The organism is Streptomyces durocortorensis (genome assembly GCF_031760065.1).
Taxonomy (GTDB): Bacteria; Actinomycetota; Actinomycetes; order Streptomycetales; family Streptomycetaceae; genus Streptomyces.
On record NZ_CP134500.1, the window covers coordinates 6,200,495 to 6,222,785 of the forward strand.

The 22,291-nt window shown below is 72.5% G+C and carries 22 protein-coding genes; 10 read left to right on the forward strand and 12 right to left on the reverse strand.

Going from position 1 to position 22,291, the window contains the following annotated elements:
* Positions 1–4: 4 nt before the first annotated feature.
* Both RI138_RS27360 and RI138_RS27365 read right to left on the reverse strand, forming a co-directional pair.
* Positions 5–607 (reverse strand): isochorismatase family protein, encoded by a 603-nt coding sequence (locus RI138_RS27360; RefSeq protein ID WP_311122021.1) that lies wholly within the window; start codon positions 605–607, stop codon positions 5–7.
* Between the two features lie 356 nt (positions 608–963).
* A complete protein-coding gene (locus RI138_RS27365) occupies positions 964–1,818 on the reverse strand; it encodes a polysaccharide deacetylase family protein (protein ID WP_311122022.1) in 855 nt (284 codons plus the stop codon).
* A 292-nt stretch (positions 1,819–2,110) separates the two neighbouring features.
* On the opposite strand from RI138_RS27365, the gene RI138_RS27370 reads away from it, so the two are divergent.
* On the forward strand, positions 2,111–2,497 hold the full coding sequence (locus RI138_RS27370; RefSeq protein ID WP_311122023.1) for an STAS domain-containing protein: 387 nt from the start codon (positions 2,111–2,113) through the stop codon (positions 2,495–2,497).
* Positions 2,498–2,594: 97 nt separating this feature from the next.
* On the opposite strand, the gene RI138_RS27375 is transcribed toward RI138_RS27370, so the two are convergent.
* From RI138_RS27375 to zapE, 3 genes are all read right to left on the reverse strand, one after another.
* Positions 2,595–3,968: an alkaline phosphatase PhoX gene (locus RI138_RS27375; protein ID WP_311122024.1), complete on the reverse strand. Its 1,374-nt coding sequence runs from the start codon at positions 3,966–3,968 to the stop codon at positions 2,595–2,597.
* A gap of 139 nt (positions 3,969–4,107) precedes the next feature.
* Positions 4,108–4,533: an OsmC family protein gene (locus RI138_RS27380; protein ID WP_311122025.1), complete on the reverse strand. Its 426-nt coding sequence runs from the start codon at positions 4,531–4,533 to the stop codon at positions 4,108–4,110.
* Positions 4,534–4,625: 92 nt separating this feature from the next.
* On the reverse strand, positions 4,626–5,720 hold the full coding sequence (zapE, locus tag RI138_RS27385) for a cell division protein ZapE (RefSeq protein ID WP_311122026.1): 1,095 nt from the start codon (positions 5,718–5,720) through the stop codon (positions 4,626–4,628).
* A 37-nt stretch (positions 5,721–5,757) separates the two neighbouring features.
* On the opposite strand from zapE, the gene RI138_RS27390 reads away from it, so the two are divergent.
* From RI138_RS27390 to msrB, 4 genes are all read left to right on the forward strand, one after another.
* Positions 5,758–6,567, forward strand: coding sequence for a pyrimidine reductase family protein (locus tag RI138_RS27390; RefSeq protein ID WP_311122027.1), 810 nt, complete (start codon positions 5,758–5,760; stop codon positions 6,565–6,567).
* A gap of 161 nt (positions 6,568–6,728) precedes the next feature.
* On the forward strand, positions 6,729–7,181 hold the full coding sequence (locus RI138_RS27395; RefSeq protein WP_311123029.1) for an indole-3-glycerol phosphate synthase: 453 nt from the start codon (positions 6,729–6,731) through the stop codon (positions 7,179–7,181).
* Positions 7,182–7,257: 76 nt separating this feature from the next.
* Positions 7,258–8,667 (forward strand): UDP-N-acetylmuramate--L-alanine ligase, encoded by a 1,410-nt coding sequence (gene murC, locus RI138_RS27400; protein WP_311122028.1) that lies wholly within the window; start codon positions 7,258–7,260, stop codon positions 8,665–8,667.
* A gap of 10 nt (positions 8,668–8,677) precedes the next feature.
* Positions 8,678–9,085, forward strand: coding sequence for a peptide-methionine (R)-S-oxide reductase MsrB (gene msrB / locus RI138_RS27405; protein WP_096626082.1), 408 nt, complete (start codon positions 8,678–8,680; stop codon positions 9,083–9,085).
* A 60-nt stretch (positions 9,086–9,145) separates the two neighbouring features.
* On the opposite strand, the gene RI138_RS27410 is transcribed toward msrB, so the two are convergent.
* The 3 genes from RI138_RS27410 to RI138_RS27420 form a co-directional block, all read right to left on the reverse strand.
* On the reverse strand, positions 9,146–9,595 hold the full coding sequence (locus RI138_RS27410) for a hypothetical protein (protein ID WP_096626106.1): 450 nt from the start codon (positions 9,593–9,595) through the stop codon (positions 9,146–9,148).
* Between the two features lie 124 nt (positions 9,596–9,719).
* Positions 9,720–9,965: a DUF397 domain-containing protein gene (locus tag RI138_RS27415; RefSeq protein ID WP_311122029.1), complete on the reverse strand. Its 246-nt coding sequence runs from the start codon at positions 9,963–9,965 to the stop codon at positions 9,720–9,722.
* Positions 9,962–10,846 (reverse strand): helix-turn-helix domain-containing protein, encoded by an 885-nt coding sequence (locus RI138_RS27420; protein ID WP_311122030.1) that lies wholly within the window; start codon positions 10,844–10,846, stop codon positions 9,962–9,964. Before RI138_RS27420 ends, RI138_RS27415 begins: the two co-directional genes overlap by 4 nt.
* A 155-nt stretch (positions 10,847–11,001) precedes the next feature.
* On the opposite strand from RI138_RS27420, the gene RI138_RS27425 reads away from it, so the two are divergent.
* A complete protein-coding gene (locus tag RI138_RS27425) occupies positions 11,002–11,466 on the forward strand; it encodes an ATP-binding protein (RefSeq protein WP_311122031.1) in 465 nt (154 codons plus the stop codon).
* A gap of 20 nt (positions 11,467–11,486) precedes the next feature.
* On the opposite strand, the gene RI138_RS27430 is transcribed toward RI138_RS27425, so the two are convergent.
* The 4 genes from RI138_RS27430 to RI138_RS27445 all read right to left on the reverse strand — a co-directional run bounded on the left by RI138_RS27430 (position 11,487) and on the right by RI138_RS27445 (position 16,268).
* Complete coding sequence (locus RI138_RS27430; protein WP_311122032.1) at positions 11,487–12,224, reverse strand: VOC family protein; 738 nt, start codon at positions 12,222–12,224, stop codon at positions 11,487–11,489.
* Positions 12,225–12,317: 93 nt separating this feature from the next.
* Positions 12,318–12,977 carry an MSMEG_1061 family FMN-dependent PPOX-type flavoprotein gene (locus RI138_RS27435; RefSeq protein WP_311122033.1) on the reverse strand — a complete coding sequence of 220 codons (660 nt, stop codon included), beginning with the start codon at positions 12,975–12,977 and terminating at the stop codon, positions 12,318–12,320.
* A gap of 60 nt (positions 12,978–13,037) precedes the next feature.
* The gene (locus RI138_RS27440; protein WP_311122034.1) at positions 13,038–15,473 is read right to left on the reverse strand and encodes a GTPase-associated protein 1-related protein; all 2,436 of its coding nucleotides are present in this window, start codon (positions 15,471–15,473) and stop codon (positions 13,038–13,040) included.
* 96 nt (positions 15,474–15,569) lie between these two features.
* Positions 15,570–16,268: a helix-turn-helix domain-containing protein gene (locus RI138_RS27445; RefSeq protein ID WP_311122035.1), complete on the reverse strand. Its 699-nt coding sequence runs from the start codon at positions 16,266–16,268 to the stop codon at positions 15,570–15,572.
* Between the two features lie 134 nt (positions 16,269–16,402).
* Here RI138_RS27445 and RI138_RS27450 point away from each other — a divergent pair, with 134 nt between their 5' ends.
* The 4 genes from RI138_RS27450 (at position 16,403) to RI138_RS27465 (ending at position 22,290) form a co-directional block, all read left to right on the forward strand.
* Positions 16,403–17,398, forward strand: a complete 996-nt coding sequence (locus RI138_RS27450) for an NAD(P)/FAD-dependent oxidoreductase (protein WP_311122036.1) — start codon at positions 16,403–16,405, stop codon at positions 17,396–17,398.
* A gap of 219 nt (positions 17,399–17,617) precedes the next feature.
* Complete coding sequence (locus RI138_RS27455; protein ID WP_449343304.1) at positions 17,618–18,952, forward strand: MFS transporter; 1,335 nt, start codon at positions 17,618–17,620, stop codon at positions 18,950–18,952.
* A gap of 365 nt (positions 18,953–19,317) precedes the next feature.
* Positions 19,318–20,085 (forward strand): hypothetical protein, encoded by a 768-nt coding sequence (locus tag RI138_RS27460; protein WP_311123030.1) that lies wholly within the window; start codon positions 19,318–19,320, stop codon positions 20,083–20,085.
* Positions 20,086–20,094: 9 nt separating this feature from the next.
* Positions 20,095–22,290 (forward strand): bifunctional serine/threonine-protein kinase/ABC transporter substrate-binding protein, encoded by a 2,196-nt coding sequence (locus tag RI138_RS27465; RefSeq protein ID WP_311122038.1) that lies wholly within the window; start codon positions 20,095–20,097, stop codon positions 22,288–22,290.
* Position 22,291: the final 1 nt, after the last annotated feature.

A 22,291-nucleotide genomic window follows, 5' to 3' on the forward strand; every position in this document is an offset into this window, starting at 1 on the left:
TCGGTCATTGTGTCTGAAGTCCTGCCGCGGCCTCCAGCTGGTCGACCGTCGCGATGGTGGCAAAGCGTCCGGCGAGGGCGTACTCGGTGCGCCTGATGACCTCTTCGGCAGGCAACGTGCGGGGGTCGGCCAGCAGCTCGGCGACGCTCTGGTCGGCGGGAGCGTCGCGGTGCGGGATGGGATTGGTCGCGGTCGCGTCGACGGCGAAGGTGACCTGGTAGCCGAGGTCGCTTGCGACGCGAGTGGTGGTCTCCACGCACTGCTCGGTGCGGATGCCGCAGACGGTGAGTTCGCGGATGCCGCGCTCGGTGAGGAGTTGTTGCAGGTTGGTGGTGGTGAACGCGTTGTGTGAGGTCTTGTGGATCAGCGGTTCCCCATCCGCTCGCTCCAGCTCCTCCATCAGCCGGACATGGCCGAGTGCCGGGTCGAAGACATCGCCGGTGCCGGGCTCGGAGTGCAGTACCCACACCACCAGGTCCCCGGCCTGGCGGGAGAGCCGGACCAGTCGGTTCACCTGGTCGGCGATCTTCAGGTCGGAGGTGGTTTCCCACAGCGGACGGGCGCGGAAGGACTCCTGGACATCGATGACGATCAGTGCTCGGGTCATGTCCCCAAGCCTGCGCCGCGCGGGCGGGTCGGCAACAGGCTGCATCGGGTCCGACAGCGGACCGATCCGGTCAGCAGTAGGTCAGGCAGTTCGAGCGACCACAGCAGGGGCCGCGGGGAACTGCGCGAGATCGGTGGGCAGATGCCTGTGTCCCCGCCTCGCGCACGTAATTGGTCCAACAGAGCCTCGCGCCTGTGGACAGTGCACATCAGTGGCATCCGCCAGCAGGTCATCGAATGCGAGGGTTTCGTGGGCGGGGGCCCCAGCGTTGGAGGGGCCGGTCATCGCGGCTGCGGCGCAGGGTAGTGGCGGAGGCGGACGCTCCAGAGCCTGTCGTACCGCTCCACCCCCTCCGGCTATCCCTCCATCAACTCCGACACCTTCACGAAGCGGTAGCCGCGCTCCCGCAGCTCCGGCACGATCCGGCGTACCGCCGCCTCCGTGGCCGGGGCCGCGCTGCGGGTGCAGTGCATCACGACGAGCGAGCCCGGACGCACTCCGGCCAGCACCTGATCGGCCACCGCGTCCGCGTCCGTGGCGAACGCGTCGCCGCTGACCACGTCCCACTGCACGGCCGTCACCTTCGCCGGGGCCAGCGCGCGCAGGGTGGCGTCGTCGTAGCAGCCGCCGGGGAAGCGGAAGTAGGGCACGACGTTCCGGGCCCCCGCCTTCCGGAACGCCGCGAAGGCGCGCTCCACGTCACGGGTCATCGCGGCCTTCTCGACCACCGGCAGTCCGTAGCAGGGGGTGCTGAAGGCGTAGTGGCTGTAGGAGTGGTTGGCGATCTCGAACAGCGGGTCCGTGCCGATGGCCTTCGCCTGGGCCGGGTACTCCTCGGCCCAGCGCCCGGTCATGAACACGGTCGACGGCACCTTCAGCCGCCGCAGCAGCGCGATCAGCTCGGGGTTGTCGAAGCGCTCGCCCGACGCCGCCCGGGAGCCCTGATCGGCCGTCATGTCGGCGTCGAACGTGAGCGCCACGACCCTCTCCGCCGAGCGGCCGGCCCCGTCGCCCGACGGCCGTCGTTCGAAGACCGGGGTACGGCCAGCCGGGCCCGGAGCCATGGTGGGCGGCTTCTTCGGGGCGGCCGGGGGTGAGGCGGTGGCAGCCGTAGGGGAGTCGGTGGCTTCGGTACGCGAGTCGGCAGGGCTCGCGCACCCGGCCAGGACGGCGCCGCCGAGCACCGCCCCCGCAACCACCATGGCAGCCATTTTCCGTGATGATCTGATCATCCACGGAAAATATCGGACATAAGTGGATCGATCTCGGCTATCAGTGCTTCGACGCGTGTCCTGATCACGTCGCGGACCGGGTGTATCGGGTGTATCGGGTGAATGGTGTGACACCTCTGCCCTGCGGGGTCTCCGAGGGGCCAGCCGCAGTAGGTCCTGCCGGGGAAGGCCGGGCTCAGTCAGGTAGGGGCCCCGGGCGCGCGCCGGGGGCCCCTACCGGGGGACCATGGAAGGACAGCGGAGTTCCGACCGGACCGCGAAGGGCAACGCCATGGCAGCCGCACACCCCTCCACCCCGTCGAGCGAACCGGCCGGACCGGTCGGTCGGCCCGGACCGACCGGACCTGCCGTGACCATGGCGGTCTCCGCCGCCGACGGCCGGCACGCCGAACTGGTCCTGGCCGGGGAGATCGGGGCCGAATCCCTGCGCGGGCTGGAAGAACTCCTCGACGACCTCCGGCTCGGCCGCGCCGCCGTCTGGACCCTGGACATGAGCGGCGTCACGCACTTCGACCTCGCCTGCGCCTACGCCCTGCTTCGGGCCGTCACCCTGCGCGAGGAGCCCGCCGAGCTCACGATCCACGGGGCCCGGCGCGCCGTCCGGCGGACGCTGCGGAGCTCCGGGCTCGACGCGGTGGCCGTGATCGGGGAGCGGTGAGGGCCCTCAGGCCGCGGGTGGCAGGGTCAGCAGAGTGCCCATCGCCGCGAGTGCCGAGGGTTCGACCCGGTGGATCGCGGCAGGGGCCGTGCCCTGATCAGCACCACGGCCCCGTCACCGCGAACGTCGTCCCCGGCGTGTAGCAGTTCACGTACATCGTCGAGCCGTCCGGCGAGAAGGCGACCCCCGCGAACTCGCCCCACGCCGGCTCCTCGGGCGTCCCGATGTTCTGCCGCCCGCGCGCCATCGGGTACACCTCGCCCCGCCGGGTCACTCCCAGCACGTGCTGGGCGCCGCCGCCGTCCTCGCAGACCATCAGCCCGCCGTCGGCGGCCAGGCAGATGTTGTCGGGGGACTCCCCGGGGAGCTGGATGTCGGTGTCCGGGCCGAAGATCACGACCAGCGTGAGCCGCCGCTTCCTCGGCTCGTAGCGCCAGACCTGGCCGTAGTGGTCGGCCGCCGACCCCTCGTCTCGGTGCGCGAAGCTGGACACGAAGTAGACGGAGGAGCCTCCCCAGTAGCAGCCCTCCAGCTTCTGCGCGTGCGTGATGCCCTTCGGCCCGAAGTCCTGGAAACGGATCGCGGTCCCGGCCGCCAGCGGATCCGGTACGGGCGCCCACTCGATCCGGTCGAAGCTCGTCCCCGTCTCCTGGACGGCCGACAGGTCCGGCACGCCGGGCACCCGCATCGCCTCCAGCGCCCCGCCCGCCCGCAGCGAACCGGTGCCGCCGAGCGGCTTCTCGGGGAGGAAGCGGTAGAAGAGCCCGAACGGCTTGTCGAACGCGTCCTCCGTCTCGTACACGATCCCCGTCCTCGGGTCGACGGCGATCGCCTCGTGCTGGAAGCGGCCCATCGCGGTCAGGGGGATCGCCCCGGTGCGGCGCGGGCAGGCGCCGTCCACTTCGAAGATGAAGCCGTGGTCCTTGGTGTACCCGTTGGTCCCGGCCTTGTCCTCGGTCTCCTCGCAGGTCAGCCAGGTACGCCAAGGAGTGGGGCCGCCCGCGCAGTTGACCGCCGTACCGGCGATGGCGACGCGCTCGCCGAGTACCCTGTTCCGGCCGTCCAGCTCCAGGGCCGTACAGCCGCCCTTGGCCGCGGGGTCGTACGTCAGCCCCTCGGCGGTCGGCACGCCGATCGCGGCGGTGGGCCGGTTCTCGTGGTTGCGAACGAGGTGGACCCGCCCGTTCCGGCCCGCGAGGGCGGCCATCCCGTCGTGATTGCTGGGCACCCGCCCCTCGCCGGAGCGCAGCGGCTCGCCCTCCCGGGACAGCACCCGGTAGCGGAACCCTTTCGGCAGATCGAGGAGGCCGTCCGGATCGGGGACCAGGGGGCCGTAGCCGCCGTGCCCGCGGGCGGCGGCGGTGCCCGCGAAGAGTTCGCCGAAGGCCCCGGTGAAGGCGACCGCGGCGGCCGCGCCGCCGCCTGCCAGGACCTGTCGTCGTGTTGCGAGGTGTCGAGGTGCGGATGTCATGAGGCAACTCCCTGTTGGCGGACAGGTGAAGTGACCCGCACGTGTGTAGCACGCACAAAGGCGCGGGGGAACCATGCGCGCCCCCGCGCCTCGTGTTGCTGCTGGGACGGCCCTGTTGACTGCGGCCGCCTCGCGCGGATCAGGCCAGGGAGGCCGACAGCGTGATCGTCGTGCCCGTCAGCGCCTGGCTGACCGGGCAGTTCGCCTTGGCGTCCTCGGCCGCCTTCAGGAAGTCCGCCTCGTCGAGCCCGGGGACCTCGCCCTGGACCGTGAGGTGGATGCCGGTGATGCCGGTGCCGGGCTGGAAGGTCACCTCGGCCTTCGTCTCCAGCTTGGTGGCCGGGGTGCCCGCCCCGGCGAGACCGTGGGACAGCGCCATCGAGAAGCAGCTGGAGTGAGCGGCCGCGATGAGCTCCTCGGGGCTCGTCTTGCCGTTCGCCTGCTCCGAGCGGGACGGCCAGGAGACGTCGTACTCACCGATGCCGGAGGAGTCGAAAGTGACGACACCCTTGCCCTCGATCAGGTTGCCTTCCCAGACCGTGTGCGCCTGACGCGTGGTAGCCATGCTTGATCCCTTCGAACGGTGTGCGCGGTTGTACGGGACAACGCGGGGCGGACCTGTCGTGCGCCGTGCCCCGCTGAGTTACGCCCCCGAACCTACTGCGCCACCAGCCCCTTCGCGTCCCGCGCCAGCGCCGTCAGCCGGGAGATCGCGCGGAAGTACTTCTTCCGGTACCCGCCGTTCAGCATCTCGTCGCTGAAGAGCCGGTCGAAGGGCTGCCCGGAGGCGAGCACCGGGACCTCCCGGTCGTAGAGCCGGTCGGCCAGCACCACCAGGCGCAGCGCGGTCGACTGGTCGGGCACCGCCGTCACCCCGGTCAGACAGACCGCGCCGATGTCGTCGGTCAGCGCGCCGTACCGGCTCGGGTGCACCCGGGCCAGGTGATCCAGCAGCCCGGGGAAGTCGTCGAGGGAAGCCCCCGGCGTGGCGTACGCGGCCCGGGTGACCTGGTCGTCGGTGTACGGCGGCGGGGCCTCGGGCAGTCCGCGGTGCCGGTAGTCCTCGCCGTCGATGCGCAGCGGACGGAAGTGCGCGGACAGGCCCTGGATCTCACGCAGGAAGTCGGCGGCGGCGAACCGGCCCTCGCCGAGCTTGCCGGGCAGGGTGTTGGAGGTCGCGGCGAGCGCCACCCCGTTCTCCACCAGCCGGCTGAGCAACGAGGACACCAGCACGGTGTCGCCGGGATCGTCGAGCTCGAACTCGTCGATGCACAGCAGCCGGTGCCCGCTGAGGGTCCGCACGGTCTGCTGGAAGCCCAGCGCGCCGACGAGGTTCGTCAGCTCGACGAACGTGCCGAAGGCCTTCAGCGAGGGCTCGGCGGGCGTGGCGTGCCAGAGGGAGGCGAGGAGGTGGGTCTTGCCGACGCCGTAGCCGCCGTCCAGATACACCCCGCGCGGCCCGGTCGGCGCCGCGGGCTTCCTGCTCCCGAACCACTTCCGGCGCCCGGCACCGGTCGCGTGCGACCCGCCGAGCCCGGCGGCGAAGCCCGCGAGGACCGTGACCGCCTCGCTCTGGCTGGGCTGGTTCGGGTCGGGTACGTACGTGTCGAAGCGCACCGAGTCGAAGCGCGGCGGCGGCACCATCTCGGCGACCAGACGGTCTGCGGGGACGTGCGGCTCGCGGGCGCACAGGGACAGCGGGGCCGCTTCGGCAAGGGGGCTCTGCCCCGGAACGGCGGTGGATGACGACACAACCGTCCACCCTAAGGCCCGTGCCAGACTGCAACCCATGCGAAGCCTGTTCCCTGTGACGGACCTGACAACAAGCAGCTCCACGGGCGAGGGCCCGTCCGGACCGCTCGCCGACCGCGAGTGGAGCCTCGACGAGCTGGCGGACGCCTACGCCTACCCGGCGGACCTCCCCGCCAAGACTCCCTGGCTGCGCGCCAACATGGTCTCCACCCTCGACGGGGCCGCCCAGCACGACGGCCGCTCGCAGCCCATCTCCTGCGCCGCCGACATGCGGATCTTCGGCACGCTGCGGGCCCTGGCCGACGTGGTGATCGCCGGAGCCGAGACCGTACGCCTGGAGGGGTACCGCCCGGCCCGGGCCCGGGAGGCGTTCGCGGCACGGCGGGCGGCGGCGGGACAGGGCCCCGCTCCGGCCGTGGCGGTGGTGACCGGCTCGATGGACCTGGACTTCTCGCTGCCCCTGTTCACCGAGCCGCTGGTCCCGACGCTCGTGGTGACCGGTGCTGGGGCGTCGGCGGACCGTATCGCGGCGGCCCGGAAGGCGGGCGCCGAGGTCGTGATCGCGGGGGACGGCACCCGGGTGGACCCGGCGCGGGCGGTGCGCGAGCTGGCCGACCGGGGGCTGACCCGGCAGCTGACCGAGGGCGGGCCCCGGCTGCTGGGCCAGTTCGTGGCGGGCGGCGTGCTGGACGAGCTGTGCCTGACGGTCTCCCCGATGCTCACAGCCGGTGATGCTCAGCGGATCGCCGGAGGGCCCGGGGTCGCCGTGCCGGAACGTTTTTTCCTGACATCGTTGCTGGAAGAGGCCGGGTTCCTCTTCACTCGGTACCGTCGGACTGACGGTTAGCGGAATTTCCCGTTCCGCTTAGCTCGGGCTGGGCACACTTACCCCTGTCCCCCGTGGAAGCACGGGGAAGGATGGTTTCAGCAAACGACCGTCGACGGCCGATGCCGCGGTCGACGAGACGAAGAAGCGGAAGGGCGCCTGTCGTGTTCACAAGCGTTTTGATGATCGAGAAGCCGCTGACTCCCGAGGACGTGGACTTTGTCACCACCCTTCACGGCGAGGAGCGGATCTCGTTCGTCGTTCTGTTGCAGCCGCGCGGTGACCAGGCCGACGTCCTGCTGCGCGCGATCGACGACGTGGCGATGGGGGAGCTCAGGGAAGCGGTCCGCGAAGGTGAGGAGCCGGAGGGCAAGGAGGCCCGGGAACCGGCCGAGATCGGGCTGGAGTACTCGCTACGGGCCCTGCGCGAGGCGGGTTCCGACGCGGTCGGACAGGTGGTCGAGGATCACCCCCTGGACAAACTCAAGACCGTGGTCGAGGAGGCGGGCGCCGACGAGGTCATCGTCCTGACCGCCCCGCACTACGTGGAGGAGTTCTTCCACCGAGACTGGGCCTCCCGCGCCCGGCACAAGGTCGGCGTCCCGGTGCTCAAGCTCTTCGCGCACAGCGAATAGGCTGAAGGGCGCGCGGGCGCCGGAGGGCAACCCGGAACCGCGTGGGACTCTCACCAGAACCTCGGAGGACTCAACGATGGCACCCGGTATTCCCGCCGCCATGGAACGACCGCACTTCATCGGCATCGGCGGCGCCGGGATGTCGGGCATCGCGAAGATCCTCGCCCAGCGGGGTGCGAAGGTGGCGGGCAGCGACTCCAAGGAGTCCGCCACCGCCGAATCGCTGCGGGCGCTGGGGGCGACCGTGCACATCGGGCACGCGGCGGACCATCTGGCCGACGACGCGTCCTGCGTGGTCGTCTCCAGCGCCATCCGCGCGGACAACCCCGAGCTGCTGCGCGCCAACGAGCTGTCCGTCCCCGTGGTGCACCGCTCGGACGCGCTGGCCTCCCTGATGAACGGCCTGCGCGCCATCGCGGTGGCGGGCACCCACGGCAAGACCACGACGACGTCGATGCTGGCCGTCGCCCTCTCCTCGCTGAGCCTGGCCCCCTCGTACGCCATCGGCGGCGACCTGGAGGGCCCCGGAACCAACGCCACCCACGGAGAGGGGGACATCTTCGTCGCGGAGGCGGACGAGAGCGACCGCAGCTTCCAGAAGTACGACCCCGAGGTCGCGATCGTCCTCAACGTCGAGCTGGACCACCACGCGAACTACGCCTCGATGGACGAGATCTACGACTCCTTCGAGACGTTCGTCGGCAAGGTCGTCCCCGGCGGCACCCTGGTCGTCTCCGCCGACCAGCCCGGCGCGGTCGAGCTGACCCGCCGGGTCCGCGACCTCTCCGACCTCAAGGTCGTCACCTACGGCTCCGCCGAGGACGCCGACGTCCGCGTCCACAAGGTCACCCCGCGCGGCCTGACCAGCGAGGTCACGGTCCTGCTCAACGGGAAGTTCCTCACCTTCACCGTCTCCGTCCCCGGCAGCCACTACGCCCACAACGCGGTCGCCGCCCTCGCCGCAGGCGTCGCCCTCGGCATCCCGGCACACAACCTGGCCTCGGCCCTCGGCACGTACACCGGGGTCAAGCGCCGCCTCCAGCTCAAGGGCGAGGCGGCGGGCGTGCAGGTCATCGACTCCTACGCACACCACCCCACCGAGATGACCGCCGACCTGGAGGCCATGCGCGGCGCGGCCGCCGACTCCCGCATCCTGGTCGTCTTCCAGCCCCACCTGTTCTCCCGTACTCAGGAGCTGGGCACCGAGATGGGCCAGGCCCTCGCCCTGGCCGACGCCTCCGTGGTCCTGGACATCTACCCGGCCCGCGAGGACCCGATCCCCGGCATCACCAGTGCCCTGATCATCGACGCGGCGAAGGCGGCGGGCGCCGAGGTCACCGCCGTCCACGACCAGGCCGACGTCCCGGCCGCCGTCGCGGGAATGGCGAAGCCCGGCGATCTCGTTCTCACCATGGGAGCGGGCGACGTCACCGACCTCGGCCCGCGCATCCTGGACCACCTGTCCAGCGATCACCTGTCGAGCTGAGGAGCGGGACGTGTCGTACGACGTCGAGAAGCCGGACGAGCAGTGGCGGGCGGAGCTGACTCCCGCCGAATACGCGGTACTGCGCCAGGCCGGCACCGAACCCGCGTTCAAGGGCGAGTACACCGACACCAGGACGGCGGGCGTCTACTCCTGCCGGGCCTGCGGGGCGGAGCTGTTCCGCTCCGACACCAAGTTCGAGTCACACTGCGGCTGGCCGTCCTTCTACGACCCGAAGGACACGGACGCGGTCGAGCTGATCGACGACCGCAGTCACGGCATGGTCCGCACCGAGGTCCGCTGCGCCCGCTGCGGCTCGCACCTGGGCCACGTCTTCGAGGGCGAGGGCTACCCGACCCCCACGGACCAGCGGTACTGCATCAACTCGATCTCGCTGCGGCTGGCGCCGGACGAGAGCTGAGGCCCGAGGCCGCACGGAAGCGCCCCGGCCCGGACGTGACACGCCACGTCCGGGCCCGTGTCACCCCTCGTCGCGCAACAGCGGATGGATGACCCCGGGGAAGACGGTCGCCTGCACGACCTCCTCGGCCGACCCGCCCTGCACGACCGTCTCCGCGACCCCCCAGGGCCGTCCGGCCAGGTGGACGGTCAGGGTGTACGAGGACGAGCAGCCGGTGCACTCGTAGCGGTCGGCCCAGGTCTCGACCTCGGTGGTGGAGCCCGGGTAGCGCTTCACATGACGGTGGCGGGCGTGGCAGCGGTCGCAGGTCTCGCCGGGCTCACACGTCCCACCGCACGGACACGGCACGTCGAAGCTGTCGGCGGGTGTCCACCGCTGCACGAGGACGGCGTCGCGGGTCGCCGCCATGTCCTTCATGGCCTTGAGGTTGCGGGCGGCGACGTTGTACGACTCCCCGGTGGCGGCCATCCGGTCGCGGATGACGTCCTTGCGTCCACGGTTGGTCGTCATGTCGGCTCCTCCTGGGGTTCACGCAGCCCGCCAGGAGGCCCACGAGTCGTATCAGTACCCCTTTACGGTACCTGTCCGGCACGTACGGAGCCTCCGGGCGTACTCCTCGGAGGAACGGGGCGGCTCAGCCCTGGGCGGCGTAGGCGAGGAAACGCGTCCAGGCGGCCGGGCCGAGGGCGAGCTGCGGGCTCTCCTCGATCTTGGAGTCGCGGACGTGGACGGTGGAGGGACAGGCGGCGACCTCGACGCAGTCGTCGCCCGAGCCGCTGCTGTAGCTCGACTTGTGCCACTCCAGGGCGACCTCGACGCAGGAGTCTCCGGAGCCGCTGCTGTAACTGCTCTTGAACCAGGCCAGGGGTGTGGTGCTCATCTCGCTCCTCGCATCCGCCGCATCAGGCTCTTGGAGTCGTCCAACGAGAGAGCCTGTGAACGCATACTGGCACACCGCATCTGGAGTGCGCTGATCACTTTGGGGTCGGAGACGAACTGCCCGTGCTCCTGCCCTTCCAGGTAGCCGAACCACTGGTGTTCCGACGTTTCCAGCAGTCGCATCGGCCCGTGCAGCCCCGCGTGGTGATGCCGCACCAACGGCATGATCTGGATGTCCACATTGCGCAGCTCGGACAGGTCGAGGATGTGGTCGATCAGCTCCATCGTTACCTCCTCGCCGCCCAAGTCCCTCAGGAACAGGTGCTCTTCGAGGATGAAGCTGAACGCGGTGTTCGGCCGGTTGCGCAGGAGCTGCTGACGCTCCAGTCGAGCCGCGAGCTGCGCCTCGATCTGCTCGTCGGCGAGCGGCGGCAACTGGTCGGTGAACAGCGTCCGAGCGTACGCAGGCGCCTGCAACAGCCCCGGAATCAACCGGCACTCGTACGTGTACAGGCTCAGCGCCGTCAGTTCCAGGTTCGCCCACTGCCGGAACCAACGCGCCAGCCCCTTCCGTCGCGTCAGATGCTTCGCCGCGCCCAGGATCACCCCGAACGCGTCGAGTGCCCGGTCCGCGCGCTCCGCGAAATCCGGGGGCGGGAGTCGACTGCCCTGCTCGATGGAGGCGATGGTCTCGGTCGAGTACCCGACGAGCGGGGCGAACTGCTCCTGCGTCAGCCCCGCACGCTTGCGGAAGTTCTTGACTACTTCTCCGAACATCTTGAGGGTGTACTGCGGTTCGGGTTCGGTGCGGCTCCCGCCGCCGTTGCCGAAGGTTCCGTACGTGTCGATCGTGCTGTCGATGCCATCCGTGCCGTGCGTCATGTACGGCCACCTCCCCGTGCGCCCGCCCTGGTTCGCCAACCCGCCCATGCTTACGGAACGTGACCCGTACCGTCCACCCTTCGCGCCCGTACGCTGACTCAGCGTACGAGTTGGTGACCTGGTGCGTAGCGGGTGCGGGCCGGGAATCTGGGGCCATGGAAGCTCCGATGAAGACCCAACCCGACGTAACCGTACGTGTGTTCAGGCGTCGATTCAGCTCGAACCCACGCGGTGCCCGACTCGCCCGCCGCGTCGGTCTCTACCAGCTGCACACCTGGGGCATCCCGTACCTCAGTGACGCCTCGGAGTCGGCGGCGCTGATCATCGGGGAGCTGACGGCCAACGCGGTGACCCACGGGCGGGTTCCCGGCCGCGACTTCGAGCTGTGCCTGACGCACACGCCCGGCGACCGGGAGGCCCTCGGCGTCCTGCGGATCGAGGTGTCCGACACCCGGGGAGAGTGCCGCCCGCCGGGGCCCGGCGAGATCACCGCACCGGCTGACGGTGACGACAGCGGGCGCGGGATGCTGATCGTGGACGCGCTGGCGGACCGCTGGGCCGTCGTCGACCGCGAACCGCCGGGCAAGACGGTCCGGGCGGAACTGGACCTGCTGTACTGACTGCCGGAGTATGCCCGTTGTCAGCCCCGGCTGAGTACGCAGAATTCGTTGCCCTCCGGGTCGGCCAGGACGACCCAGGGGGCGTCACCCTGACCCACGTCGGCCCGTGTCGCGCCGAGGCCTTCGAGTCGGGCGACCTCCCTCGCCTGGTCCCCACCGGGGCCGGGCCTCACGTCGAGATGGATGCGGCTCCGCAGGGCTTCGTCGTCCGGACTGCGGCGGAACTCCAGGTATGGTCCGACGCCCTTGGCGGAGCGCAGCAGGGCGCGGTCGTCGGTCAGCTCATGGACGGTCCAGTCGATCACCTCGCCCCAGAACCGGACCATGGCCCGCGGGTCGGCGCAGCCGACGACCACGGCGGCTATGGGCCCGGTGTCCCGGTAGAGCTCCCGGGGCTCCAGGACGCTGAACACGTTGCCTTCCGGGTCGGCCAGCATCGTCCACGGCGTGTCGCCCCGGCCCGCGTCGGCGGCCGTCGCCCCGAGGCCCTTCAGGCGTGCGACCAACTCCGCCTGATGGACGTCGGAGGTGGTGGCCAGCTCGATGTGCACGCGGTACTTCACCGTCTCCGGGTCCGGGACGCGGACGAGATCGACGCAGACGGCGGACGGGTCCGGCCAGTCGAAGCCCACGGGTTCCAGGTTGGTGACTCCGGGGCCCTCGCTGGAGACACCCCAGCCGAGGACCTCCGCCCAGAACCGGCCGAGCGCCGAGTCGTCCCGGGCCTTGAAGTTCACCTGAACAAGTTGCAGCGTCATGCCGCGTACCCTAACGGGCCGCCCCGCGATCGATCTTGGGGCGTGCTGGTCACGGGGGTCGGCCGACCCCGTGTTCCCACGCGGCCCGGCCCGCTACTCGTACCGGTACTTCAGCGAGTCCGCCTCCGCCTGCTCGATGTCGGCGATCGTCAGCTCCGGCATCCGCAGTTGGGCCAGCGTCACCTCGGCCGAGGTCGGCTGGGCGTCCGTCGGAAGCCACTGCTCCGGCTTCCACGCCCCGCTGCGCAGCAGCGACTTCGGGCAGTGCGGGTAGACCTCCTCGATTCCCAGCACCAGCGCACTGGCCGGCGGCTTTCCCACGGCGGTCAGCTGCGACAGCAGCTCCGGGCGGGTGGACACGACCGCCCGGCCGTTCACCCGCAGGGTGGTGGTCCGCCCGGGGATGACGAACAGCAGCCCGGCCCTTCCGGTGGCGATGACGTTCTGCAGGGTGTCCAGCCGCTTGTTGCCGGTCGCGTCCGGTATCGCCACCGTCCGTGAGTCAAGGACGGCGACGAAGCCGGCGGGGCCGCCGCGCGGGGAGACGTCGCAGTTGCCATCGGCGTCCGCGCTGGCGATCAGGACCAGCGAGGAGCAGCCGATCAACCGCCGCGTCTGTTCGGTGAGTTCGGTCATCTGCTTGCGCACGGCCGCGTCGCCGGGCAGTGCGTAGGCTCGTCGCAGCGCCTCCTGGTCGCGTACGGCGTCGAGGCTGAGCGAGTCGAAAGCGCTGTTGGCAAGGGGTGTCGTCATGCCTCCGACCCTATGGGGCCGTCCTGCGGCCGGCCTTGGCCGGTGGGGGTTCGGAGGGCGTCAGCCCCGCCGTACCCGCCCCGCTATCCGGCGCCCCAGACGTCCCAGCGTGCTCGACCGGTTCCAGTCGCGGAAGGCGTTCGCCCGGCCGCTGCTGCCCGTCCGGCTCACTGTCTCCTCGACCTCCGCGACGGCCTCCGCCGCCATTCCGCGTACCGCTGGGCGCAGCACCTCGTCGAGGAGGGCGTTCGCCGTGGTGGTCCAGGCTCTGCCCGCGTGCGGGTGGGACGTCCAGACGGTGAAGCAGTCGGCCGCGTAGGCAGGTTGGGTGCGCAGGCGGGTGGCGACCGGGGGTGTGCGGGCCGCGTGGTCGTAGGCGGCGATCAGTTCGGCGTCGTCGCCGTGGACGAAGGCGTACAGCTCCGCGCCGGGGCGGTCCGGGGCCAGCAGGCGTTCGGCCAGGGCGGTGAACACCCGTTCCCGCAGGGCCGGTTCGAGTGGCTCCGCCCGGGTGCACAGGGTGCGGACGCGCTCCGCCCAGCCGGGCTCGGGCGCCCCCGTGCGCAGGTCGCGGCAGAGGTCCAGGAGGTGGAGTGCGGCCCGCTCGCGGCCGCCGATCTCCTGCGGGAAGGCGCGCAGCAGGTCGTGGGCGAGTGCGGCGGCCTCGTCCGTACCGGCGGCCGAGGCGCCGAGGGCCGCGTCGACCGGGCGGGACCAGGTTCCCGCCGCCCGGTGCGCGTCCGACGTGGCCGCCTCCAGCAGCAGCCGGGCCTCCTCGACGGTCGGGGGCCGGTCCTCCCATACCAGGCCGACCGCGGTGCGCAGGACCTGTGGCTCGGTGAAGGGGGACAGGCCCGCCGCCCGCAGCACCCGGTGCCACACCGCCGTCCGGTCGCCGCCCAGGGTCGCCATCGCCCCCGGGGCCTCGGCGCACATCCGCAGATGCGGCAGCGCCTGCGTGCCGGTGAACGGCAGCGGGACGGTCGTCAGGAACCGGGCCACCGCCCCGGGGGCGTCCGGTGTGATCCGGTCCAGCGCGCCGAGCAACGCCGTCCGGACGTCGAACTGCTCGTCCAGCAGCTCCAGGAGGGCCGGTGCGGACGCCGGTGTCTCCGGCGATCCGTCGGCCTCGGCCAGCAGTTCCCGGGCCAGCCGGTCCACGGTGTCCGGCAGCAGTTCCGTGATCTCGACGCCCAACAAACGTGCCACTCGCAGTAGTTGCAGGGTTCGTGCCACCGGGACGGGCCCGCCCGTACCGCTCTCCAGTTCGGTGAGGATCTCCGGGGCGAGCGCCTCGGCGAGCGCCTGCCCGTCCGGGCCCGTGAACGCCTCCCTGCGCGGCAGCTCCAGCGAACCGTTGCCGCCCCGCACCGCCTCCGTCACCAGCATCGCGGCGAGCGGTGCGGTGACCGACGCCGGGCACCGGCCGTCCAGAGCGCCGAACAGCCGTCCCGCCGCGTCGAATTCGGAGCCTGTACGGTCATCCACGCCTGGCCCGGTCAGCGCCTCCACCAACTGCCCGATCCGCTTCGCGTCCAGTGCGTAGGGCCGCTCGGCCGTCCACGCGGCGGCCGCCGCACGTTCCTCCGGCCCGAGCGCGATCCCGGCGCACAGGGCCGTCACGGCCAACGGTCCGGCGGCGAAGGGCCCCCCGGGCAGTTCGCGGGCCTCCTGGAACAACTCCGACGCCCGGCCCCGCCACACCCGGGCCGCCGTCCGGGCCCAGGTGTCCCGGGTGCCGTCCACCGGGGGCCGGTCTGCGCACACACGGACCCGCAGTCCCGCCTCCCGCGCCGCCGCCGCGTCCTCGGGCAGCACCCCCACGACCCGCAACGCCGAACTTCCCGGCCGCCGCGTGTACGTGGTGAATGTCAGTCGCTCCACGCTCTCCCTCGGCAGCGCCACCGTCGCGAGCCCCAGCCAGCGCGCCACATCCGCACTGCGCTTCTCCACCAGCACCACCGGGCCGTCACCCGGCGGCTCCGGTTCGCTCGCCCGGCGCAGATCGGCGAGGACCGCCGCCAGCCACGGGCCGCGCGAGACGGCGAAGTCGTCGAGCCCCTCCCGTACGGGGGCGGGACCCGGCGGCAGCGCGGTGATCGGGTCGGGCGGCGTCACACTGGCCGGGGTCGTGGTGACCCAGTGCGGCGAGCGCCACGCCTCCACGGGCAGCCGGCCGCCGGGCAGCGGCACCCCCGCGGGTATGTGCACCGCGTGCGTGTGGAACCGTACGCGCCCCGGCCCCTCGCCGCGCGCCGGAGCCGTACGGCCGATCAGACGGCTGCCGTCGGAGAGCACGGCATAGGTGAACGCCTGTGGCAGCGCGTGCAGTTCGGTGGGGGAGTGTGCGGGCCCCTCGGGCAGTTCGTACGCGACCAGCGGCTCGATCTCCGTGCGCAGCGCGCCCGACACCCCGGGCCCAACAGCCGCGAAACGGCCCGCCGTTCCCTCGTCCCCCGGCGCGTCGGAGGTGTAGTGCACCTGTGCAAGGCTCATCTGTCGGCCCTCTTCGTCCTGCCGCGCCCGGTCCCCTTCCGCCCACCCGCGCGACCGGGTCGGGGGGAGAAGTCCACAGCCGCGGGGGCGACGTTATCAAGAACCGCGCGACCGGCCGGGGTCAGCAGCGTCTCCGCCGACGCCTTGCGGTGGTCCGGAAAGCCGCCCGCGTCGCACAGCGTCCGCTGGACCCGCTCCACCAGAGCGTCCGCCTCCGGCGCGGGGCCTGGCCCGCACGTGCATACGCTCCCCCTGCCGCCCGAACAGGCTGAGCACCTCCACCGGACCTTCCCCCGTGGTGCCGAACCAGTGCGGCAGCCGGGTGTCGAACTCGGCGGCCTCGCCCGGCCCCAGCACGAGATCGTGGTCGGCCAGCAGTAGCCGCAGGCGGCCGGAGAGGACGTACAGCCACTCGTACCCCTCGTGGGTGCACAGGTCGGGGGAGTCCCGGTTCGCGGGCAGCACCATCTTGAACGCCTGGAGCGGGCCGGGCTGGCGGGTCAGCGGCAGCACCGTGTTGCCGTTGACGCTCCGGGGTGCGGGCCTGATCCGGGGATCGCCGACCTCAGGCGCGCCGACCAGTTCGTCCAGCGGGACCTGGTGGGCCTGGGCGATCGGCAGCAGCAGCTCCAGGCTGGGGCGGCGCTGCCCGGACTCCAACCGGGACAGGGTGCTCTTGGAGATGCCGGTCGCCTCGGCGATCGCGGTGAGCGACAGCCCCCGCTGCGTACGCAGCCGGCGCAGCCGGGGACCCACCTCGTCGAGGACCTGGGAGAGCGCGGGCGATTGTTTCATGTCGCCCATTCCACCCGCCCGTTGCGGAATCGGCAACAAACGTTGTCCGGTGCCGGAGGCGGATCGCACCCTGTGGGCGGTGCCGGTCGAGGGGGCGGGCACGGGGCAGCACGAGTGGAACGAGAGGGACGGACATGACGGGTTCACGGAACGGTTCACGGAGCGGTTCACTGGCCGGGGCCGAGCGCGGCAGCGACGCCGATGTCGTCGTCATCGGGGCCGGGGCCGGGGGCCTCAACGCGGCGCTGGTCCTGGCAAGGGCCCGCCGCCGGGTCGTCGTCGTCGACGCGGGGGCCCCACGCAACGCGCCCTCCGCGCACCTCCAGGGCTTCCTGTCCCGCGACGGAATGGCGCCGAGCGCGCTCCTGGAGACCGGCCGGGCCGAAGTGGCCGGATACGACGCCGAGTTCATACAGGGGAAGGTCGACGATGTGGAGCGAGAGGACGGGGGCGGGGTGCCGCGCTTCGCCGTACGGCTGGCCGGCGGGGTCGTGCTCACCGCCCGCCGGGTCGTGGTGGCCACCGGCCTGCGCGACGAACTGCCCGACATCCCCGGGGTCCGGGAGCGATGGGGGAAGGACCTGCTGCACTGCCCGTACTGCCACGGCTACGAGGTGCGCGACCAGCCCCTCGGTGTGCTCGGCACGCACCCGGGCGCTGTCCGCCACGCGCTGCTGCTGCGCCAGTGGTCCGACGACGTCGTGCTGTTCCGGCACGGTCTCGACCTCGCCGACGACGAGCTAGCTGCCCTGGCCGCACGGGAGGTGCCCGTGGTCGAGGGGACCGTCAAGCGGCTCGTGGTGGAGGACGACCGGCTGCGCGGGGTCGAACTCGTCGAGGACGGCGGGGTGGCCCGCGCCACGGTCTTCGTCGTGCCGCGCATGGTGCCCCGCGACGGACTGCTGACGGCGCTCGGCTGCGAGCGGGGCGAGGACGGCTGGATCGCCACCGACCGCTCCGGCCGCACCAGTGTGCCCGGTGTGTGGGCGGTGGGCAATGTCGTCGACCCCCGGGCACTCGTGGTCAGTTCGGCAGGCATGGGGTCCGCCGCCGCCTTCGCGCTGAATCACGGACTGGTCGATGAGGACGTCGAGCTGGCGCTCCGGGGCGCCGCCCGGGCCGGGGTCTGACCCGCGGGGCAGTCCGGCGGCGCTCCCCAGGGGCTCGCCGCCGTCCCAACCGACCCACTCATGCCCCCCCGGGGCCGCAAGGAAAGACCGGCGATGGATCCCGCCCAGCCACTGACCGAACCCACCCCGCCCCCTCCACCCCCTTCCTCCCCTCTGCCCCCTTCCTCCACTCCGCCCTCTCCGGCCTCCCCCGCCTCCCCGGCCGGCCTCGCGTTCGCGATGCTCGCCGTCGTCCAGGCCACGCTGATCTTCACGATCACGCTGATCGCCGTGCCGCTGCCCAGGATCGGCCAGGAGTTCGACCTGAGTGCGGCGGACCTGGTCCTGGTCAACGCCGCGTACGGGCTGCCCTACAGCGGGCTGCTGCTGTTCGGCGGTCGGCTCGCGGACCGGTACGGCGGCCGGCCGGTGTTCGTCCTCGGCCTGGTGCTGTTCGGCCTGGCGTCCGTGACGGCCGCGCTGGCCCCCACGTTCGAGGCACTGGTCGCCGTACGGTTCAGCCAGGGCGTGGGTGCCGCGCTCACCGCCCCGGCGGCCCTGGCGGTGCTGCGCGCGGTCCTCCGCGAACCCGCGGTCTTCGGCCGGGCCATGGCGACCTGGGGCGGGGTGTCCGTGCTCGGCGCCGCGATCGGCACCCTGGCCTCGGGCGCCGTCACCACCTGGATCTCCTGGCGCTGGATGTTCGCGGTGCCCGTGCTGGTCGCCGTCCTGGCCCTCGCGGCCACCCGGCTGCTGCTGCCCGCCGGTCCGGCCGACCCGTCGGCGAGTCGGCCGGGACTCGACCCGGTGGGCGCCCTGCTCGCCACCCTGGGCGTCTCGATCGGCAGCTACGGCCTCATCCTCAGCGGCGACCACTCCTGGGGGTCGGCCCGCGTACTCGGCCCGATCGCCGTAGGCGTCGTCCTGCTCGCCCTGTTCCTGCTGGCCGAGCGGCGCGTACGGGACCCGCTGCTGCCGCCGGGCTTCACGGTGGAGCCCCGCCGTCTGGTGGGCCTCGTGGGAATCCTGCTGGCGGCGGCGGGCACCGGCCTGGTGACCTTCCTGCTCTCGCTGTACCTCCAGCAGCAGCAGGACTGGTCGACCCTGGCCACGACCGGTGCCTTCGTTCCGTTCACCCTCGCCCTGATCGTGGTCAACCGGCTCGCCGGGCCGGCGGTGGGCCGGTACGGGGCGGGTGTGGTCACCATCGCCGGGCTCGTGGGCGGCGCCGTCGGACTGGCGCTCCTCGCGGGGATCGGCTCCGACACCTCGTACGTCACGGGGCTGCTGCCCGGCGCGGTCCTGCTGGCCGCCGGAACGTCCTTCGTCTTCTCCGGCTCGACCGTGCTGACCACCTCCAACGTGCCCGCGCACCAGGCCGGACTGGCGGGCGGCGTGATGAACACCGCGATGGAGCTGGGGCCCACGGTGGGTCTGGCCGCGCTGATGGCGGTGGCCGCGTCGCAGGGCGACCTCGTCGTCGGGTATGCCTGGGCGTTCGGCGCGGGAGCCGTCGTCTACCTGGCCGCCGCACTCGCGGCGGCCACGGTGGTGCGCCGCCGCGGCAGCGCGTAGGGGCGCGGCCCCGGCGACGGGCGTGCCGTCCTCGTGAGGGGGTGGCACCCCCGTCCTTCCGGCGGGCTTCCGGGCGGAGCCGTCGGGCCACGCCGGAGGAGTTCGTTCGTGCGTACCCGTCGGTGGAGTTCCTCGGTCAGCCGGTCCAGCGTTTCCGCGCCGAGCGGGTGTTGGCCATCGGCCCTCCCGAACTGGGCTGACGGGGACCCGCCCTTACGTACCGATGGCGCAACAGTCCCCGAACAGCACCCCCCGACCGGCCGGACGAACCTATGATCGACGCGGCGTCGAGGAGAAACGGGGAGAGCGCTGTGAACTGTCGGGTGCCGTTACGAAGAGTCCGGTCCGTTCTCCCCCTGTTGCTTCTGCCTCTCCTGCTCACCGGTTGCACGGCGGACACGGACACCCCCGGGGCCGAGCGCTCCAACGCCCCGGAGGAGTCGGGCCGGAGCACCGAGGCCGGGACCGGGCCGTCCGCCGAAGCCCCGTACGCGATCCAACCCGACCCCGCCCGGCTCCCGAAGACCCGGGCGGCCGCGCTCGACCTCATCGGCCGCGTCATCGCCGACCCCGGCAGCTTCGGACCCGGGGTGGTGAAGCGGAACCCGTACGAGAGCGGACCGGCGACCTGGGCCGTGCTCGGGACGGACTGCGTCTGGCAGCAGCGCAAGCCCGCCGCCCACGTCCTGGCCACGCTCACCCGGTCCTTCGAGGTGCCCGCCGAAGCGGGCAAGGGGCCGCTGCGCCTCGCCGCCGTCGTCACCGTCCACCGCACTCGCGAGGACGCGGCCTGGGAGATGGCGGAGTCGATCGAGGAGTCCATGCGCTGCCCCACCCAGCACCTGCGCGCGGGCGAACGGATCGCCTCCCTGGTCGCGGGCGCGCTCCTCGGCGGCGAGGCGAACCAGAACAACTCCGAGGACTTCCTGAACGAGTCGGGGGAGTACCGGAGTGCCGAGCTGGGCGGGCCGCACCCCTACGCGTGGCAGCAGGCGCAGGTCCTCCAGTTCACCGTCGCCGTGACCGGCAAGGGGGCGAAGGGCCGCACCGCGCGGGAGGTCGACACCCTGGTCACCCAGGCGCAGGCCGCCATGCTGGTCCGGCTCGAATCCGCCGTCGAGAAGCAGAGCTGAGGCCGGCCGATGGACGATCTGCGACCCACCGACCCCGCCCGGATCGGCGGACACCGGCTCCTGGGCCGCCTCGGAGCGGGCGGTATGGGCGTCGTCTACCTCGGACGCACCGACGCCGGGACGCTCGCCGCCATCAAGGTGATCCTTCCCGAGTACGCCGGGGACGAGGACTTCCGGACCCGCTTCCGCCGCGAGGCCGAGGCCGCGCGGCGGGTGGACAGCCCCTGGGCCGTGCGCGTCACCGGAGCGGACACCGAGGCCGAACGGCCCTGGCTGGCAACGGAGTTCGCTCCCGGGCCGACCCTCTCGGACGTCGTCGTCCAGCGCGGGCCACTGCCCGCGCGCAGCGTCACCGTCCTCGGCGCACTGCTCGCCCGCGCACTGGGCGCGGTGCACGCGGCCGGACTCGTCCACCGCGACGTCAAGCCGGGCAACGTCCTGCTCACGGCCGACGGGCCCCGGCTGATCGACTTCGGGATCGCCCGCACCGCCGACGCCACCGCGCTGACCGCCACCGGACTCATCGTCGGCACCCCCGGCTTCCTCCCGCCCGAGCAGGCGTCCGGCGACGGCGCCGGGCCCGCCGGGGACGTCTTCTCGCTCGGCTGCCTCCTCGCCTACGCGGCCACCGGGCAGCCGCCCTTCGGCAGCGGCGCGGTCGACGCCCTCCTCTACCGCACCGTGCACGACGCCCCCGACCTGGACGGCATCGACGACCCGGCACTGCGCCGCCTGCTGGAGCGGTGCCTCGACAAGGACCCGGCGGCGCGCCCGACCGCCGCCGGCCTCGGCACGCTGGTACCGGGGGACGCAACGGGCGGGGCGAGCGCCGACTGGCTGCCCGAGGACATCGTCCGGATCATCGCGGACCGGTCCGCCGCCCTGCTGGCCCTGCCCGGCATCGACGCCACCGTCTTCGACGAACCCGCCCCGCCGCCTCCCGCCCCTGACCGGCGGAGGTTCCTGCTGTACGCGGCGGGCGGCGCGGCGGCCCTCGGCGCGGGAGCCTTCGCCGCCGTACGGCTGACCGGGAGCGGCGCCGGGGGCGGCGGGACGGGCGGCGCGTCCGGTGGACGCCGCGTGATCATCGGCGTGCACGCCGACCTGACGGGCCCTCAGGAAGCGGCCGGGCGGGCCCAGGAGCGCGGTGTGCGCCTCGCCGTCGACCGCTTCAACTCGCTGGACGGCCAGCCCTTCAGGCTCGCCGTGAAGGTCCTCGACGACCGGGGGGACCCGGGCCGCTCCGCCCGGGTCGCCGAGGAGTTCGCCCGCGACCCGGAAGTCCTCGCGGTCATCGGCCCCACCGGCGACGCCGCGACAGGGGCGGCACTCGCCGCGTACGACGAAGCGGCGCTGCCGGTCCTGACGGTGTCGGCCCTCCAGATCACCTTCCCGGCCAGGGTCAACGGCTCCTTCTTCCAAGCCGCCCCCTCCTACGCGGTCCTCTCGTTCCCCATCGTCCGCCGCCTCCTCCTGCGCCCCGACGTCGAGCGGCTGGGCGTGCTGATCGACCGGTCCGGCGGGCAGGCCGCGTACCAGGCCGGCTACGCCACGAACCTGATAACGCCAAGCCTCACCACCGGCACCACCCACCCGCGCGTGGTGCCCGCCGGGTCCACCGAACTCGCTCCGGTCATCGCCGACTTCCTCGACCACCGCAGCGACGCCATCTTCTACGCCGGGGACGCGGCCGGGGCGGCCCGTACCGCCCGCGCCCTTGCCGCCACCCCCTTCAAGGGCCCGCGTCTGGCCCAGCACACCGCCATGGCACCGGAGTTCCTGGAGCGGGCGGGCAAGTCCGCCGACGGGTGGGAGTTCATCACGCCGTTCACCGACGCGAGCGCACCCGCGGCGACCGCGTTCACCGCCGCCCACCGCAAGCGCTTCGGCTCGCCGCCCGCACCCTGGGCCGCCGAGGCGTACGACGTCACAGGCCTCGTCGCCCGGGAACTGGCCGCCCTGGCCGACAGCGCCACGAAGAGAGCGACTCCGAGCGGCGGGCCGAGCGCGTCCCCCTCCGGGGACGGCCGCCCCACCCGCCCGGAGCTCACGGCGGCGATCGCCGCCGCCCGGTACGAAGGCATCTCCCGCACCTACGCGTTCGACAAGGAGGACCAGCAACTGGTCGGCCAGGACGCCCACCTGTACCGGGTGGAGGACGGCCGCCACCGCTACCTCGGCCCGGCCCCGAAGCCGAAGAGCTGAC

Bases quoted from the DNA above. Each gene is read 5' to 3' on its own strand.
- RI138_RS27445 (WP_311122035.1), bottom strand. From the start codon at position 16,268: ATGAAACAATCGCCCGCGCTCTCCCAGGTCCTCGACGAGGTGGGTCCC.
- RI138_RS27375 (WP_311122024.1), bottom strand. From the start codon at position 3,968: ATGACATCCGCACCTCGACACCTCGCAACACGACGACAGGTCCTGGCA.
- RI138_RS27370 (WP_311122023.1), top strand. From the start codon at position 2,111: ATGGCAGCCGCACACCCCTCCACCCCGTCGAGCGAACCGGCCGGACCG.
- RI138_RS27415 (WP_311122029.1), bottom strand. From the start codon at position 9,965: ATGAGCACCACACCCCTGGCCTGGTTCAAGAGCAGTTACAGCAGCGGC.
- RI138_RS27430 (WP_311122032.1), bottom strand. From the start codon at position 12,224: ATGACGCTGCAACTTGTTCAGGTGAACTTCAAGGCCCGGGACGACTCG.
- RI138_RS27410 (WP_096626106.1), bottom strand. From the start codon at position 9,595: ATGACGACCAACCGTGGACGCAAGGACGTCATCCGCGACCGGATGGCC.
- RI138_RS27450 (WP_311122036.1), top strand. From the start codon at position 16,403: ATGACGGGTTCACGGAACGGTTCACGGAGCGGTTCACTGGCCGGGGCC.
- RI138_RS27465 (WP_311122038.1), top strand. From the start codon at position 20,095: ATGGACGATCTGCGACCCACCGACCCCGCCCGGATCGGCGGACACCGG.
- RI138_RS27380 (WP_311122025.1), bottom strand. From the start codon at position 4,533: ATGGCTACCACGCGTCAGGCGCACACGGTCTGGGAAGGCAACCTGATC.
- RI138_RS27425 (WP_311122031.1), top strand. From the start codon at position 11,002: ATGGAAGCTCCGATGAAGACCCAACCCGACGTAACCGTACGTGTGTTC.
- murC (WP_311122028.1), top strand. From the start codon at position 7,258: ATGGCACCCGGTATTCCCGCCGCCATGGAACGACCGCACTTCATCGGC.
- RI138_RS27395 (WP_311123029.1), top strand. From the start codon at position 6,729: ATGATCGAGAAGCCGCTGACTCCCGAGGACGTGGACTTTGTCACCACC.
- RI138_RS27435 (WP_311122033.1), bottom strand. From the start codon at position 12,977: ATGACGACACCCCTTGCCAACAGCGCTTTCGACTCGCTCAGCCTCGAC.
- RI138_RS27390 (WP_311122027.1), top strand. From the start codon at position 5,758: ATGCGAAGCCTGTTCCCTGTGACGGACCTGACAACAAGCAGCTCCACG.
- RI138_RS27455 (WP_449343304.1), top strand. From the start codon at position 17,618: ATGCTCGCCGTCGTCCAGGCCACGCTGATCTTCACGATCACGCTGATC.
- RI138_RS27440 (WP_311122034.1), bottom strand. From the start codon at position 15,473: ATGAGCCTTGCACAGGTGCACTACACCTCCGACGCGCCGGGGGACGAG.
- RI138_RS27365 (WP_311122022.1), bottom strand. From the start codon at position 1,818: ATGGCTGCCATGGTGGTTGCGGGGGCGGTGCTCGGCGGCGCCGTCCTG.
- RI138_RS27360 (WP_311122021.1), bottom strand. From the start codon at position 607: ATGACCCGAGCACTGATCGTCATCGATGTCCAGGAGTCCTTCCGCGCC.
- RI138_RS27420 (WP_311122030.1), bottom strand. From the start codon at position 10,846: ATGACGCACGGCACGGATGGCATCGACAGCACGATCGACACGTACGGA.